14 protein-coding genes are annotated in these 14,507 nt (G+C 65.4%); 11 read left to right on the top strand and 3 right to left on the bottom strand.

The window, feature by feature from the left end; translation table 11 throughout:
- Positions 1–2,037, top strand: a complete 2,037-nt coding sequence (gene pbpC / locus GBJ34_RS05170; RefSeq protein ID WP_192931119.1) for a penicillin-binding protein 1C — start codon at positions 1–3, stop codon at positions 2,035–2,037.
- Positions 2,038–2,155: 118 nt separating this feature from the next.
- Here pbpC and bktB read toward each other — a convergent pair whose 3' ends face one another.
- On the bottom strand, positions 2,156–3,331 hold the full coding sequence (bktB, locus tag GBJ34_RS05165; RefSeq protein WP_151718203.1) for a beta-ketothiolase BktB: 1,176 nt from the start codon (positions 3,329–3,331) through the stop codon (positions 2,156–2,158).
- A gap of 177 nt (positions 3,332–3,508) precedes the next feature.
- Between bktB and GBJ34_RS05160 the strand changes: the two genes are divergently transcribed.
- Entirely contained in the window at positions 3,509–4,630 is a 1,122-nt protein-coding gene (locus tag GBJ34_RS05160) for an MFS transporter (RefSeq protein ID WP_192931114.1), read from the top strand.
- Positions 4,631–4,647: 17 nt separating this feature from the next.
- Here the strand turns inward: GBJ34_RS05160 and GBJ34_RS05155 are convergent, their stop codons facing one another.
- Together GBJ34_RS05155 and GBJ34_RS05150 are read right to left on the bottom strand one after the other, a co-directional pair.
- Positions 4,648–5,208, bottom strand: coding sequence for a DUF2585 domain-containing protein (locus GBJ34_RS05155; protein ID WP_151718201.1), 561 nt, complete (start codon positions 5,206–5,208; stop codon positions 4,648–4,650).
- 94 nt (positions 5,209–5,302) lie between these two features.
- Positions 5,303–6,043: a metallophosphoesterase gene (locus GBJ34_RS05150; protein ID WP_151718200.1), complete on the bottom strand. Its 741-nt coding sequence runs from the start codon at positions 6,041–6,043 to the stop codon at positions 5,303–5,305.
- Between the two features lie 487 nt (positions 6,044–6,530).
- On the opposite strand from GBJ34_RS05150, the gene GBJ34_RS05145 reads away from it, so the two are divergent.
- The 9 genes from GBJ34_RS05145 to GBJ34_RS05105 all read left to right on the top strand — a co-directional run bounded on the left by GBJ34_RS05145 (position 6,531) and on the right by GBJ34_RS05105 (position 14,345).
- Positions 6,531–7,037, top strand: a complete 507-nt coding sequence (locus GBJ34_RS05145) for a hypothetical protein (RefSeq protein ID WP_151718199.1) — start codon at positions 6,531–6,533, stop codon at positions 7,035–7,037.
- Positions 7,038–7,198: 161 nt separating this feature from the next.
- A complete protein-coding gene (locus GBJ34_RS05140) occupies positions 7,199–8,869 on the top strand; it encodes an alpha/beta hydrolase (protein ID WP_151718198.1) in 1,671 nt (556 codons plus the stop codon).
- A 189-nt stretch (positions 8,870–9,058) separates the two neighbouring features.
- Positions 9,059–10,567, top strand: a complete 1,509-nt coding sequence (gene ffh / locus GBJ34_RS05135; protein WP_151718197.1) for a signal recognition particle protein — start codon at positions 9,059–9,061, stop codon at positions 10,565–10,567.
- Positions 10,564–11,142, top strand: a complete 579-nt coding sequence (locus GBJ34_RS05130) for a GNAT family N-acetyltransferase (RefSeq protein ID WP_226341047.1) — start codon at positions 10,564–10,566, stop codon at positions 11,140–11,142. The genes ffh and GBJ34_RS05130 overlap by 4 nt, the downstream gene beginning before the upstream one ends.
- A complete protein-coding gene (locus GBJ34_RS05125) occupies positions 11,139–11,435 on the top strand; it encodes a chorismate mutase (protein ID WP_151718196.1) in 297 nt (98 codons plus the stop codon). Before GBJ34_RS05130 ends, GBJ34_RS05125 begins: the two co-directional genes overlap by 4 nt.
- A 99-nt stretch (positions 11,436–11,534) precedes the next feature.
- A complete protein-coding gene (rpsP, locus tag GBJ34_RS05120) occupies positions 11,535–11,888 on the top strand; it encodes a 30S ribosomal protein S16 (RefSeq protein WP_151718195.1) in 354 nt (117 codons plus the stop codon).
- 180 nt (positions 11,889–12,068) lie between these two features.
- The gene (gene rimM / locus GBJ34_RS05115) at positions 12,069–12,575 is read left to right on the top strand and encodes a ribosome maturation factor RimM (RefSeq protein WP_151718194.1); all 507 of its coding nucleotides are present in this window, start codon (positions 12,069–12,071) and stop codon (positions 12,573–12,575) included.
- A gap of 65 nt (positions 12,576–12,640) precedes the next feature.
- Positions 12,641–13,555, top strand: coding sequence for a hypothetical protein (locus GBJ34_RS05110; protein WP_151718193.1), 915 nt, complete (start codon positions 12,641–12,643; stop codon positions 13,553–13,555).
- Positions 13,556–13,562: 7 nt separating this feature from the next.
- The gene (locus tag GBJ34_RS05105; protein WP_151718192.1) at positions 13,563–14,345 is read left to right on the top strand and encodes a hypothetical protein; all 783 of its coding nucleotides are present in this window, start codon (positions 13,563–13,565) and stop codon (positions 14,343–14,345) included.
- The last annotated feature ends 162 nt before the right edge of the window (positions 14,346–14,507 follow it).

Here is a 14,507-nt window from a genome sequence, read left to right as displayed (position 1 = left end):
CTGATGCGCGCCCGCACGCCTTTTGCCTTGGCCGTCGCCCTTGCGGTGACGGCCTTCGCGCTTGATCTGGGGCGCGACTGGGTGGCCGCGACCGAGATCCCGCCCTTGTCGCTGCCGACCTCGGTCGAGGTGGTGGATCGCAACGGCATCCTGTTGCGGGCCTATACGGTGGCAGATGGCCGCTGGCGCATGGCGGTGGAGACGGGCGATGTCGACCCTGCCTATCTGGCGATGCTGGTCAATTACGAGGACAAGCGGTTCTACAGCCATGCGGGCGTCGACTGGCGCTCGGTGCTGCGGGCAGGCTGGCAGGCGCTGACCAATGGGCGCGTGGTCTCGGGCGGATCGACGCTGACCATGCAGGTCGCGCGGCTGCTGGAGGAAAGCGGCACCGGCAAGATGGGCGGCAAGCTGCGGCAGATGCGGCTGGCACTGGCGCTGGAACGGCGGCTGAGCAAGGATCAGATCCTGCAGCTATATTTGCTGCTCGCCCCCTATGGTGGCAATCTGGAGGGGCTGCGCGCCGCCTCGCTGTCCTATTTCGGCAAGGAGCCCAAGCGCCTGACCCCGGCCGAGGCCGCACTTTTGGTGGCGATCCCGCAGGCCCCGGAATCGCGCCGCCCCGACCGTCATCCCGGCCGCGCGGCCGAGGCGCGGGGGCGGGTGCTGGAACGTGCCTTGCGCGACGGGTTGGTGTCCGAGGAACAGGCGCGCCAGACCGCGGGTGAGGTGGTGCCGGATGCCCGCAGGCCGGTTCCGATGCTGGCACCGCATCTGGCGGATAGGGCGCTGCGCGAGGATCCGGGCAACACCCGGCATCGGCTGACGCTGGAGGCAGGCCTGCAACGCAGCCTTGAGGATCTGGCCCGCGCCACGGTCGACGGCAAAGGCGATCAGTTGCAGATTGCCATTCTGGCCGCCGATCACCGTTCGGGCGAGATCCTCGCCTCGGTCGGCTCGGCCGGGTTTCTGGCCGACCGGCGGCAGGGCTTTGTCGATATGACGCAGGCGCTGCGTTCACCCGGCAGCACGCTGAAGCCACTGGTCTATGGCCTGGCCTTCGATGAGGGCCTTGCCCATCCCGAAACCATGATCGATGACAAGCCGGTGCAGTTCGGCACCTATGCACCGCGCAATTTCGACAAGACATGGCGCGGCACGATCCGCTTGCGCGAGGCGTTGCAGCTGTCGCTGAATATCCCTGTCGTGCTGCTGACCGATGCGCTTGGCCCCGCCAAGGTGATCGCAGCCATGCAGCGCGCGGGCATGAAGCCGGTGGTGAAGGGCGATGAGCCTGGCCTTGCCATCAGCCTTGGCGGCGTGGGCGTGACGCTAACCGATATGGTGCAGCTTTACGCGGCGATTGCGCGCGGCGGCGTGGCGCTGCCCTTGCGCTATCGTGGCGAGGGGGCTGAAGGCGCGCGTGTCCTGTCGGCGGTCGCTGCATGGCAGGTCTCCGACATCCTGTCGGGCCTGCCGCCGCCGCCCGGCGCGCCGGAAAACCGGCTGGCCTACAAGACCGGCACCTCTTACGGGCATCGCGATGCCTGGGCCATCGGCTTTGACGGGCGCTATGTGGTGGGGGTCTGGATGGGCCGGGCTGACGGCACGCCGGTGCCCGGGGCCTTTGGTGCCGACAGTGCCGCCCCGGTGCTGTTTCAGGCCATGGGCCGGATCAGTCGCAGCCTGACGCCGCTGCCGCCCGCGCCCAAGGCCACGTTGCTGGTCTCCAACGCGCAGCTGCCGCAACCCCTGCGCCGCTTCCGTTCGCGCATTGCCGCCTTCGATCTGATGGCGGATGCCCCGCAAGTGACCTTTCCCCCGGAGGGCGCAGAGGTGGAGCGGCTGGATGGCCAGTTGCTGGTCAAGCTGCGCGGCGGCACCCTGCCGCTGACCCTGCTGGCCGATGGCGTCCCGCTGCGCACCGGCCTGCGCGGGCGTGAGGCGATGCTGCCCATGCCCGGCGCAGGCTTTGTGACGCTGAGCGTGATTGACGCGGAAGGCCGATCCTCGCGCGTGCGGGTCATGTTGAAGTGATCAGGATCGCGCCTTCGGGCGCGATCAGGGGGGCAGGAAGGCACACCTCAATTCTGTTCCTGCATCATGAAACGGGCGCGCCCCGGCACGGATTAACGTGACGCTCCTGCGCGGGGACTCAAACCCGCTCCAACGCGATGGCGATGCCCTGACCGCCGCCGATGCACATGGTGACAATGGCGCGCTTGCCCTTCATCCGCTCCAACTCGTGGATTGCTTTCACGGTGAGGATTGCTCCCGTCGCCCCCACCGGATGGCCAAGCGCGATGGCACCGCCATTGGGGTTCACCTTGGCCGGATCCAGCCCGAGCTCTTGCGACACCGCCAACGCCTGTGCCGCAAAGGCCTCATTCGATTCGATCAGGTCGAAATCGGCAAGGGTCAGGCCGGTGCGATCCAGCAACTGCCGAACTGCCAGGATCGGGCCAAGCCCCATCACCTGCGGCCGCACGCCCGACACCGAATAGCCAAGGATCCGTGCCCGCGGCGCAAGACCCGCAGCCTTGGCCGCATCGGCCCGGGCCAGAACCAGCGCCGCCGCCCCGTCATTGATGCCCGACGCATTGCCCGCCGTTACCGTGCCATCCTTCTGGAAGGCCGGGCGCAGACCCGCCAGCGCCTCGGCGGTGCTGGGCTTGGGGTGTTCATCGGTGTCAAAGATCACCGTGCCCCTGCGCCCGGCGATCTCGAACGGGGCGATCTGATCCTGGAAGTAACCTGCGGCAATGGCGCGGGCCGCGCGGGCCTGGCTTTCCAGCGCAAACGCATCCTGATCGGCGCGGGTGATCGCATATTCGCTTGCGACATTCTCGGCGGTGATGCCCATATGTCCGGTGCCAAAGGGGCAGGTCAGCGCGCCGGTCATCATATCCAGCGCCTTGGTGTCGCCCATCTTCTGGCCCCAGCGGGCCGAAGTCAGCGCATAGGGCGCGCGGCTCATGCTTTCCGCCCCGCCGGCAAGGGCGAAATCGGCGTCCCCCAGCATCAGCGCCTGCGCGGCCGAGACGATGGCCTGCGCCCCCGATCCGCACAGCCGGTTCACGTTCATCGCGGGGGCGCTGTCCGGCACCCCAGCCTCGACGGCGGCGACCCGACTCAGATACATGTCGCGCGGCTCGGTATTGATGACATGGCCGAAGACGGTGGTGCCGATCCGGCCTGCCTCGATCCCGGCGCGGGCGATGGCGGCCTTTGCCACATGGGTTGCAAGCGCGATCGGCGAGACCCCGGCAAGGCTGCCGCCAAAGCCGCCAATGGCGGTGCGGGCCCCCGAGAGGATGACGATATCGGTCATGGCTTTGGCCTTTCGCTGCAAGATCGGCACCACAGTGTCGCGCGCCTCGGTGCGGCGCGAGTGTGACGTTGCGTCAGGAGTTTTCTCAAGCCCCGTTGACTTTGCACGGGCCGCACCCGATGAGGCGCGGGCATTGGGTTGGCGCATCGCAGGTCGATGCGGCCTTGGGGAAACATCATGACCGAAGCGGCGAAGGGCCGGTTGCTGTTGCTATGGGTAGGGTTTGCCTCCTTCTTTCTGATGGGGGGGATCCAGTCGCTTTACGGCCCCGCCTTGCCCATGCTTGCGCGTGAGACCGGCCGCGCTGTCGCCGATGTGTCGATCTTGTTCACCGTGCACTGGATCGGCTCGGCCCTTGGTGTGGCCGCCATGTTCGTGCAGGGCGACCGGGTGACGCCGCGCATGGTGGTCGTGCTCCTTGCCCTGGGGGCCGGGCTGCTCGGCGCGGGGCTTGGCTGGCCGATGACGCTTGTGGGGGCCACGCTTGCGGGCTTTGGTCAGGGCTGCGGCGCGGTGGTGTTCAATCCGCGCCTGCTTGCGGCCTTTGGCCCGCGCGGCCCTGCCATGCTGAGCCTGATCAACGCGATTTTCGGCGCGGGTGCGATTCTTGCGCCCATGGCGCTTGTGTTGGTTGGCGGGGCCTATGGCCTGGTCTTTCTGGCGGTGGCGGCGGGCCTTGTGTTGCTGGCCATCGGGGCGCGCGATGAGGGGCGCATTGCCCGGCACGAGGCGGCAGGACCGTTGCGTGCCGACTGGGTGATCCTTGCTTTCGGGGCTTGCGGTGTTGGCATGGAGGCGTCGCTGATCGGGCTGGGGCCCGCCGCATTGGTGCGCAGCGGCGCGACCGAAGTGCAGGGTGCCGAAGCGATGAGCGCGTTTTTTCTGGCCTTCCTGATCGGGCGCATGGCGCTGACCCTTGTGGCCCATGCCATCCGGCCCTTTACCGTCTATCTGCTGGCGACCAGCGGGATCGCAATCTGCATGATCCTTGCGACCGTGATCCCGCCCTATTGGCTGTTTGCGCTGTCGGGGGCCTTCGCGGGCATTGTTTTCCCAAGCTATTTCGTGGCGGGCAGTCAGCGCATGGGGCAAAATCCGCGCGTCTCGCCGCTGATCATCGCTGGTGGGTTGGTCGGTGGCATCAGCCTGCCCTTCATCCTTGCCCATGTCACCGAAACCATGGGGCCGCGCGGTTTCTTCCAGATCATGGCGGTGCTTGCGGTGCTGGTCAGCCTTGTCGCACTAGCCGCGATGCTGTCAGAGCGCGCCGCCACCCGGCGCGCCGGGCTGCGGCCCTGACCCACGGACGACGCGCCTTACAGCGCAGCCTGCCATGCCTTCACCGCATCCAGCGGATAGACCAGCATCAGCACATTCAGCGCCAGCCCGTCACGGATCAGCCAGATCGTCATGGCCTCGAACCCGATCATAAGGGCGACGGTCAGCCAGACCGGCAGCCTGGACGCGAGCCAGAAGCCGAGGATCATTGCCAGAATGTCCGAGACCGAGTTCAGCACGCTGTCGCCGTAATAATCCAGCGAGATGGTCACCGCGCGATAGCGTTCGATCACCGCATCGGAGTTTTCAAGGATCTCCCATGCCGCCTCGACCAATGTGGCGATCACCAGCCGCCAGCCAATGGGCAGGCGTCGCGCCACCAGCCAGAGCAGGGCATAGAACAGGAAGCCATGGATGATATGCGAGAAGGTATACCAATCCGAGATATGCTGCGAATTTTCAGAGCTGACGACCTGCCCATGCCAGAACTTGATATAGCCGCATTCACACCATGGCACGCGGCCAACCTGCAAAAGCCACAGGGCGGCTGCGATGATGATGGCAATCGTCACAAGAAAGGGAACGGCACGCTGGGTCATGGGATATCCTGAGGATTTTTCGCAAGATGAGCGAAAAAACCGCCGCCGCCTAGGGGCCTTGCACCGGGCCGCAAGACGGGCAGCTTGACCCGGCTCAGCCTGGCGTCACGGGCAGCAGCGGCTTGCGTCCCGCAGGCGTCAGTAGCCAGGCTTCGCGGCCCTCGATCACCACGGCGGACAGGGGGCCACCATAGGCCGCGCCGCTGTCAAGGTTCAGCCGGTTGCCGTAATGGGTTGCGGCATCCAATGCAGTATGGCCATGCACGATCAGCGCGCCATGCTCGCGCGGGTCGGACAGGAATGGCTCGCGGATCCAGACCAGATCATCCTCCACCTGATCGGCGAAACCCGCGCCGGGGCGGATCCCGGCATGGACGAACAGGCAGTCACCCAAGGGATATTGGGTCGGGCGCGCCATCAGCCAGTCGCGATGCGCCCGCGGCACGGCGGCCAATGCGTCGGTATGCACCGGCGCCAGCGGTCGGTCGCTGGGTGCGTGAACGCCATAAGATGCCAGAGTCGCACCGCCACCCAGACGCGGATGCAGCCAGGACAGCACAGATTTCAGCCCGGGATCCTGCGCCTGCGGATCGCGCAGGAACAATTCCATCATGCGGTCGTGATTACCTTTCAGCACGATCCAGTCCTGCCCGGCAGTCTGGCCCTGCATCAGATAGTCGACCACACCCCGGCTGTCGGGGCCGCGATCAATCAGATCGCCGACATGAATGACGGGGGCCACCCCCTCACGCGCGCTATCATCCGCGATCAGGTCATGCGCGGTCTTGAGCAGATCCAGATGTCCGTGGATATCGCCGATGGCATAGGCCCGCATGATCGCCTCCGCTGTGTCGGCACAGGAATGGCCCGCTTGCGCCGGAATGGCAAGCGCATCCGGCGGCAGTTTGCCGGCGGCGCCTATGGCCCGGGCGGACACAGCGGGCCGGGTCTCCCGGAATATGTCGCACGCAGCAGACTTTTCAGGGCAGGCCACACGGAAATGCAGGTCTGCTTTGCGTCAGGCGTCCGAATTTTTGGCGGTTCTGGCCCGAGGCGCCACCCGGGATCCGTCTTTGCACCCTGCGCGGATAGGCGGCCCATAGGTCGTCACAAGGGGTGGTTCGATCAACTGTTCATGATTGATGGGTAACTTATTTTTGTTGTGCACGCTTGCACATCAAGTGGTCAATCTTCTGATATTACAAAAGAAAATTTCCGAAGCTAACTCTGTCTCATCGAAAGCGGCAGGCCGAAACGGCGCCGCAGATCGAGAGGCCAGGCGCAAAGGGCGCAGGCCGAAAACAAGGACGAAGGAGAATATCATGTCCGTGAAAACCGTGATCGCCGCTCTGGCTCTGGTGACCGTTGCAGGTGCCGCTTCTGCCCAGTCGATCAACCCCGGCACCGCCCAGCTGGCTGCACAACTCGGCGTCGAGCCGGGCCGTTACAGCCTGACCGAGCTGGTGCAGCTGCAAGAAGCCAAACGCGAAAATGACGTCCAGGCCATCGCACAGATCCTTGGCTCGGGCACCAGCGCCTCGACCAAGAATGAAGCTGGCTTCTCGGGTGCCGGCAAGGCCCAGATCGAAGCGCAGCTTCGCGTCGAAGCCGGTCGTTTCACCTCCGCTGAACTGAGCCAGCTGACCCAGGCCCGTCGGGACGGCGATCGCGAAGCCGAAGCCTATATCCTGTCGGGTGCCCGCAATGCTGCGACCGACCCGGCATCGGTGAATGCAGGCAAGGCCCAGATCGCGGCCCAGCTGCATCTTGACCCGTCGCAATACACGCTGGCCGAACTCGTGGCCAAGCTGCCGCAATCCGACAGCTGATCGTCTTTCCCGCATCGGGAATTGTATACAGGGTGGGCCGCAAGGCCCGCCCTGTCTGCGTTTCGGGGCACCCCTTGCAAAGCCGGTTGTGGGCTTGCCTGTCGAGGCGAAACCGCCGAACTTGGCGCAAGGGTTTTGCGGCGGGGTGATCGGTGATGCGGATGGGGCAGGGCGGACAGACCGCTGCAAGCGATGGCACTTTTTTCGGGCGCGTGTCGCCTGCGGGTGTGGTGATCGGCGCGCTGGCCTTCGCAGCCGCCCTTTGGCCCAGCCTGATTCCGCGCAGCGGTGTGGTGCAGGGGGCATTGGCAGGGCTTGCCTTTGGCATCGGCTATTTCATCGGATTCATCGCGGTCGAGATCTGGGCCTGGGCGGTGCAGCCAAAGTTCGTTGCCCGCGCCCGCCTGGTCCGGCGCAGCAAGATGGCGATGCTGTTTGCGATCGTGCCGATCATGGGCGCGCTCTGGCTGGCGACTGCCTGGCAGAACGATATTCGCAACGTGATGCAGATGGAGCCGGTGGAAAGCACGCGGCCTCTGCTGATCGGGGCGGTGGCTTTCGCGGTGGCGCTGGTCTTGCTGGTTCTGGGGCGAGTCTTCCGGTTGTTGCTGCGGCTGGTTGCGCGCCGGGTCGCGGCTTTTCTGCCAGAGCGGATTGCGCTGCTGATCGGCTTTGCCGCCGTGTTGTGGATTTTCTGGACCCTGGGCACCGGCATTGTCAGCCATTGGGGCCTGGCCGCGATGGACCGGATCTATGCCAAGATCGACGCTTTCGACCCGCCCGATTTCGCCCGCCCCGCCGATCCACGGCGCTCGGGCAGCGCGCAATCGCTGGTCAGCTGGGAGGGGCTGGGGGCCAAGGGGCGGGATCGTATCGCGGCCGGTCCGGATGCCGCCGCGATCTCCGCCCTGTCGGGGCGCCCGGCGCAGGACCCGCTGCGTGTCTATGTCGGCCTGAACAATGCCCCCGATCCGGCGGCCCGCGCCGATCTGGCGCTGCGCGAGATGCTGCGGGTCGGGGCCTTCGACCGCAGCGTTCTGGTCATCACCTTCCCCACCGGCACCGGATGGGTCGATCCGGCAGCCATGGCACCGCTGGAATATCTGCTGGATGGCGATGTGGCGACGGTGGGGGTGCAATATTCCTATCTGCCCAGCTGGCTGTCGCTGCTGGCCGAGCCGGAATATGGGGCCGAGACCGCACGGGCGGTGTTCCAGAAGGTCTATGGCCATTGGACGGAAATGCCGAAGGATCGCCGCCCAAAGCTCTACCTGTTCGGGCTGTCTCTGGGCGCGATGAATGGCGATCTGGCGGCAGATTTCTACGATATCCTGACCGATCCCTATCAGGGGGCACTTTGGGCCGGCCCGCCCTTCACCACGCGATCCTTCCTGAATGTGGTCGCGGGGCGCAATGCGGGCACGCCGGTCTGGGCACCGCGCTTTCGGGACGGGCGGATCATCCGCTTCACCAGCCAGAAAGACACCACAGATCTTGCCGAGGCCCCCTGGGGGGCGGTGCGCATCGTTTATCTGCAATATGCCTCGGATCCGATTGTGATGTTCCGCGCCGAAAGTTTCTGGCGTCGCCCCGACTGGGTGCAGATCCCGCGCGGGCCTGACGTCTCTCCCTCGCTGACATGGGTGCCGGGCGTCAGCGGCCTGCAGCTTGTCTTTGACATGATGACCGCGACCTCCACCCCGGTCGGGCATGGCCATGTCTATGCCGCGAAGGATTATCTTGCAGGCTGGCGCGCCGTTTTGGGCGAAACCGGCTGGGAGGGGCAGTCGCTGTTGGATCTGCAATCGGCATTGGCCAAACAGGGGCTTTGACCCTGTGCCTGGGGGGGCGGAGTTGACTCTGCCCCCGCAATCGCCTATCCCACGCCCCAAATCCCCGGAGGCTTGTGCTTCCGGTCCCATCGCTTATGCGGGGATCGCCATCCGTCAGCGCGTTGCGCCCACGGGTGCGAAACCGCTTGGAAACACCGGGTTACCGCCCGCGCCCTGAGGAGAAGACGCATGTTCGAATCGCTTTCCGAACGCCTTGGCGGTGTCTTCGACCGGCTGACCAAACAGGGTGCGCTGTCCGAGGCCGATGTCGAAACCGCGCTGCGCGAGGTGCGTGTCGCGCTGTTGGAGGCTGACGTTTCGCTGGCCGTTGCGCGCGATTTCGTCAAGGCGGTGAAGGTCAAGGCCACCGGCCAAGCCGTCACCAAATCGGTGACGCCGGGCCAGCAGGTCGTGAAGATCGTTCATGACGAGTTGGTGCGCGTGCTGTCGGGCGATGGCCCGGCCGAGGCGCTGAAGATCGACAACCCGCCTGCGACGATCCTGATGGTCGGTCTGCAAGGCTCGGGTAAAACCACGACCACCGCGAAACTGGCCAAGCGGCTGAAGGAAAAGCAGGGCAAGAAGGTTTTGCTGGCCTCGCTTGACACCCAACGCCCGGCAGCGATGGAGCAGTTGCAGATCCTCGCTGGTCAGATCGGTGCCGACAGCCTGCCCATCGTGAAGGGCGAATCGGCGGTGCAGATCGCCAAGCGCGCCAAGACGCAGGCGACGCTGGGCGGCTATGACGTGCTGTTCCTCGATACTGCGGGCCGTCTGCATATCGACGAAGTGCTGATGGACGAGGTTCAGGCGGTGCGTGACATCGCGCAGCCGCGTGAGACGCTGCTGGTCGTCGATGGTCTGACGGGCCAGGACGCGGTGAATGTCGCGACCGAGTTCAACGCAAAGGTCGGCATTTCCGGCGTCGTGCTGACCCGGATGGATGGCGATGGGCGCGGCGGTGCCGCGCTGTCGATGCGTGCCGTGACCGGCAAGCCGATCCGCTTTGTGGGTCTGGGCGAGAAAATGGACGCGCTGGACGCGTTCGAGCCGGAGCGGGTTGCGGGCCGCATCCTTGGCATGGGCGACATTGTCGCCCTGGTCGAGAAGGCGCGCGAGACTTTCGAGGCCGAACAGGCCGAACGCATGGCCAAACGCTTTGCCAAGGGTCTGTTCAACATGAACGACCTGAAGATGCAGCTGGAGCAGATGCTCAAGATGGGCGGTATGCAGGGCGTGATGGGGATGCTGCCGGGCATGGGCAAGACGGCGAAGATGGCGGAGGAGGCGGGGTTTGACGACCGCATGTTGCGCCGCCAGATCGCGCTGATCGGCTCCATGACCAAGAAGGAACGCGCCAATCCAGATCTGTTGCAGGCCAGCCGCAAGAAGCGCATCGCGCAAGGTGCCGGTCTGGAAGTGTCGGAACTGAACCGTCTGCTGAAACAGCACAAGCAGATGGCCGACATGATGAAGAAAATGGGCAAGGGCGGCATGATGAAACAGGTTGCCAAGGCCATGATGGGCCGGGGAAGCAGCCTGCCCGATCTGAAGAACATGGACCCGGCGCAGCTGGAAGAGGCCGCGCGCGCGATGAAATCGGGCATGGGTGGCGGTCTGGGCGGCATGATGCCGCGCGGCCTTGGCGGCGGCATGGGCCTGCCCGCTGGTCTTTCGGGGCTGATGAAGAAGAAATGAGCCTGTCGCCAATGGGTCTTTCGCCTGTGCCATCGCTGTCTGGTGTGCCGGTTCTGGAAACCGAACGGCTGATCCTGCGCGCGCCGCAGGCATCGGACTGGCCGGGTTTCCATGCGATGCAGCAATCCGACCGCGCGCGGTTCCTGCGCACCGGCGATTATGACCTGTCCAATACCTGGCGCAGCTTTGGCCATATGATCGGCCATTGGGTTTTGCAGGGCTTTGGCATGTTCGTCTGGCAGGCCAAGGGGGATGCAACGCCCCTGGGCATGACAGGCCCCTGGTTCCCGGCCACCTGGCCGGAGCGCGAGATCGGTTGGGCCGTCTGGGAGCCGTCAGTTGAGGGCAAGGGGCTGGCCTTTGAGGCGGCCACGGCTGTGCGCCGCTTCGCCTTTGACGTGCTGGGATGGGAGACGGCCGTGTCCTATGTGATGCCGGAAAACACCCGATCGCGCGCCCTTGCCGAACGTCTGGGCGCGGTGATCGATCCGCAGGCGCAAAGCCTCGGCACGCCGCCCTGCCTTGTCTACCGCCATCCCGCACCGATCCGCCGCAATCCCGAGGCCCAGTCATGAGCACCGACGCCATCCGCGCCAGCGCGATCCTGAAAGACCACCGCGAAAGCATCGACCGGCTGGATGCGATCCTTGTCTATACCTTGGCCGAACGCTTCAAGCGCACACAGGCGGTGGGTCGGCTGAAGGCCGAACACGAGTTGCCCCCTTCGGATCCGGCCCGCGAACAACGCCAGATCGAACGGTTGGAGCGGCTGGCACAAGAGGCGGATCTTGACCCGGATTTTGCCAAGAAATTCCTGAACTTCATCATTTCCGAAGTCATCAGGCATCACGAGAAACTGCAGAAATAGCCTATCCGGCGGGCTTGCCCGCCCCTTACGAATGGCGGGCTCGCCCGTCTCCATCAAACGGCGGGGTTCCCGCCAAACCGGACTTAAAGGAGAACACCCATGTCCATGAAAATCCGTCTCGCCCGTGGCGGTTCCAAAAAGCGCCCGTTCTACGCCATCGTTGCGACCGACTCGCGGATGCCGCGCGATGGCCGTTTCCTGGAGAAGCTGGGCACCTATAACCCGCTTCTGGCCAAAGACGCCGAAGACCGTGTGAAACTGAACGTCGAGCGCGTGCAATACTGGCTCGGCCAGGGCGCACAGGCGACCGACCGCGTCGCCCGCTTCCTGGAAGCTGCCGGCCTGACCGAGAAGAAGGCCCGCAACAACCCGAAAGCCGCTGTGCCGGGCAAAGCCATGGCTGCCCGCGCCGCCAAGAAAGCCGCCCGTTCGGCTGCCCCCGCGGAAGAGTGATCGCCCACGCTTTTGCGTGACGCGCAGGCAGCGGCCCCGTGCCGCTGCCTTTTTCATTTCAAGGCGGGCTGATGCCCTTCGGGGTCAGCAACGCTGCGTGTTTTTCAAGATGCGCCACGCTGACAAGGCCCGCGCAACCGGCTATGTGTCGCGAAAGCCGCCAGAGGGGGAGAGATCACCATGTCCGAAAACCGCATTTGCGTGGGTGCCATTGCAGGCGCATTCGGGGTGCTGGGCGAGGTGCGGCTGAAAAGTTTTTGCGCCGAACCGGCGGCGATTGCCGATTATGGCCCGCTTTATACCGAAGACGGCACCCGCAGTTTCAAGCTGCGGCTGACCCGGCCATTGGCCGGAGGGCTTGGCGCGCGCCTGTCGGGCGTCGCCACCAAGGAAGAGGCCGATGCGCTGAAGGGCACCAACCTTTATGCCGATCGCACCCGCCTGCCGAAACTGCCCGATGACGAATATTACTATAATGACCTGATCGGGCTGGAAGTCCGCGATCCGGGCGGGGCCACCTTGGGTCGGGTCATCGCCGTTCACAATCATGGGGCGGGCGATATTCTGGAGATCAACGGCCCGGGCCTGAAGACGGCGATGCTGCTGCCCTTCACGCAGGCCAATGTGCCGATGGTCGACATTTCCGCCGGGATCATCGTTGCCGATCCGCCGGAAGGGCTGGACTAAAATCGCATCTGGCGTCACTCTGCTGCCCAAGAGAATGGCAAAAAGCCACGCTGCAGAGGCGATCCATGGGCATCAGACTGCGTATACTGCAAATCGCGACGGTTTGCCTTTATCTCGGCCCTTTATTGGCCGGGGTCGGGGGATATGGCTGGCTGGTGGTGCCGGTGTTCGTTGCGATCTTCCTGCTGTGGCAGATCGTGCTGCGTCCACAGGACTGGCCGCAGGATTTGGCGGAATGGGCGCAGCCGGATAGCTGGCTTGCCTTTCTGACCCAGGTGGTGATGCAGATCCTGCTGGTCTCGGTCTGTTTTGGCATCGGCATGGGGCTGACGCGGGTGGCGGGGCTGAACCTCCATCTGCCCTTCATGGGGCCGATCATGCTGTCGCTGCTGTCGATCCCGATTGCGCGGCTGGCCTGGCCTCCGCAGCGCGCGGCAGAACTGGATGCGTTTCTGGAAGATGCCGCCAGCCGCATCGAACTGGCTGCGATGCCGGGGCAGGACGCCGAGAAACAGGCCGAGATGCGGCTGTTTGCGGCGCGCCTGACCGAGCCGCTGTCGGGGCTGCGCGACGCGACGCCGCAAGCAGAGATCGAGGCGCATCTGGCAGCCCTGCAATCGCATCTGGCCCCCGACACGCTGCTGGACGCGCTGCATGACCGGCTGGCCAGCCCGACGGCCGGGCGCGCGTTGCGCCGGGCCTTCATCCTGCAGGCCACGGCCCCCGTGACGGTGGAGGCCTGTCCGGGCCGGGCTGCGCCGGTGAAGGCGCTGCAAGTCGCGGGCGATGATCCGGAACTGTTGGCGCTGTTTGCGCGGCGCTGCACTGAGCTGCTGGATGAACATGCCGATGCCTGGGGCGATTGCCCAAATGATGGCGCACTGGAAGCCTTGCGCGCCACCCATGCCGCCAATGCCCCGGTGGCCGAGGCCCTGAGCGGGTTGATCGCGCGCAACCGGGCGCTGGCTCCGCTGGCCTGAGGGCAGGATGCCGCCGCGTATTCTGCTTCATGCGGGTTTTCACAAGACCGGCAGCAGTTCGGTTCAGGCGGCTTTGCGCGCCCATGCCGCGCAGCTTGCGCCACATTGTCAGGTACAGCTGGCCGATGGGATCGCCGGCCGCACGATGATGGAGGCCGCGCGCCTTTTGTCGCGCCAGCCCGGTGTGCCAAGTCGTCGCCTGTTCCGTCGCGCCTTTGCCGCATGGCTGGCCCCGATTGATCTGTCGGACGGGCAGCGGCTGATCCTGTCCTGTGAGGATCTGGCGGGCCATATGCCCGGCCATCCGGGGATCGAGGCCTATCAGAAGGCACCACGCCTTGCGGCGATTGCGGTGAATATGCTGGCGGAACGCTTTCCGGGGACCGAGATCTGGCTGGCCTATGGCACCCGCGCGCCCGGGCCCTGGTTGCAATCCGTGCATTGGCAGCAGGCGCAGCATCCGCATCTGACCGAAAGCCTTGAGGATTTCGCGGCACGCCTTGCGCCCGCGGCAGACTTCACCGCACTGCTTTCGCAGGTCGGTGGTGAATGCGCTGTCCCGGTGGTGGCGATGGCGCTGGAGCGTCACGGGCCGCGCAGGCTTGGCCCGGTTGAGGGGCTCTATGATCTGATCGGCCTGCCGGATGCGATCCGCACGGGGCTGGTCCCTGTGCCGCGCGCCAATGGCGGCGGCAGCCCGGAGCTGGCCGAGGCGCTGGTGGCGCTGAACCGTCAGGGCCTTGCCCCAGAGGCGCTGACGCAGGCCAAGCGCACCCTGCTTGCCGGGTGATCCACCACGATTCCCGCTTTGCGCAGGGGGCGGCTTTGGCCTAGAAGCCAGAGCATGACTGATGACATCCCGCCCCCCGCATCTGGCGATCTGCCCGCGGCCCCCATGGCCGCGAAAAGCCATGGCAGGTTGCGCATCTCGGCAAGTCTGCAACCGCGCGAT

The sequence above is a fragment of the Gemmobacter serpentinus genome, from assembly GCF_008973825.1.
Classification (GTDB): Bacteria; Pseudomonadota; Alphaproteobacteria; order Rhodobacterales; family Rhodobacteraceae; genus Gemmobacter; species Gemmobacter serpentinus.
This window is presented reverse-complemented; position numbering and strand designations above follow the sequence as displayed.

What these genes read in the sequence shown, in the direction of transcription:
- GBJ34_RS05145 (WP_151718199.1), top strand. Translation starts at nt 6,531, where the DNA reads ATGTCCGTGAAAACCGTGATCGCCGCTCTGGCTCTGGTGACCGTTGCA.
- ffh (WP_151718197.1), top strand. Translation starts at nt 9,059, where the DNA reads ATGTTCGAATCGCTTTCCGAACGCCTTGGCGGTGTCTTCGACCGGCTG.
- GBJ34_RS05110 (WP_151718193.1), top strand. Translation starts at nt 12,641, where the DNA reads ATGGGCATCAGACTGCGTATACTGCAAATCGCGACGGTTTGCCTTTAT.
- GBJ34_RS05150 (WP_151718200.1), bottom strand. Translation starts at nt 6,043, where the DNA reads ATGCGGGCCTATGCCATCGGCGATATCCACGGACATCTGGATCTGCTC.
- GBJ34_RS05105 (WP_151718192.1), top strand. Translation starts at nt 13,563, where the DNA reads ATGCCGCCGCGTATTCTGCTTCATGCGGGTTTTCACAAGACCGGCAGC.
- rpsP (WP_151718195.1), top strand. Translation starts at nt 11,535, where the DNA reads ATGTCCATGAAAATCCGTCTCGCCCGTGGCGGTTCCAAAAAGCGCCCG.
- GBJ34_RS05160 (WP_192931114.1), top strand. Translation starts at nt 3,509, where the DNA reads ATGACCGAAGCGGCGAAGGGCCGGTTGCTGTTGCTATGGGTAGGGTTT.
- GBJ34_RS05140 (WP_151718198.1), top strand. Translation starts at nt 7,199, where the DNA reads ATGGGGCAGGGCGGACAGACCGCTGCAAGCGATGGCACTTTTTTCGGG.
- GBJ34_RS05125 (WP_151718196.1), top strand. Translation starts at nt 11,139, where the DNA reads ATGAGCACCGACGCCATCCGCGCCAGCGCGATCCTGAAAGACCACCGC.
- bktB (WP_151718203.1), bottom strand. Translation starts at nt 3,331, where the DNA reads ATGACCGATATCGTCATCCTCTCGGGGGCCCGCACCGCCATTGGCGGC.
- rimM (WP_151718194.1), top strand. Translation starts at nt 12,069, where the DNA reads ATGTCCGAAAACCGCATTTGCGTGGGTGCCATTGCAGGCGCATTCGGG.
- GBJ34_RS05130 (WP_226341047.1), top strand. Translation starts at nt 10,564, where the DNA reads ATGAGCCTGTCGCCAATGGGTCTTTCGCCTGTGCCATCGCTGTCTGGT.
- GBJ34_RS05155 (WP_151718201.1), bottom strand. Translation starts at nt 5,208, where the DNA reads ATGACCCAGCGTGCCGTTCCCTTTCTTGTGACGATTGCCATCATCATC.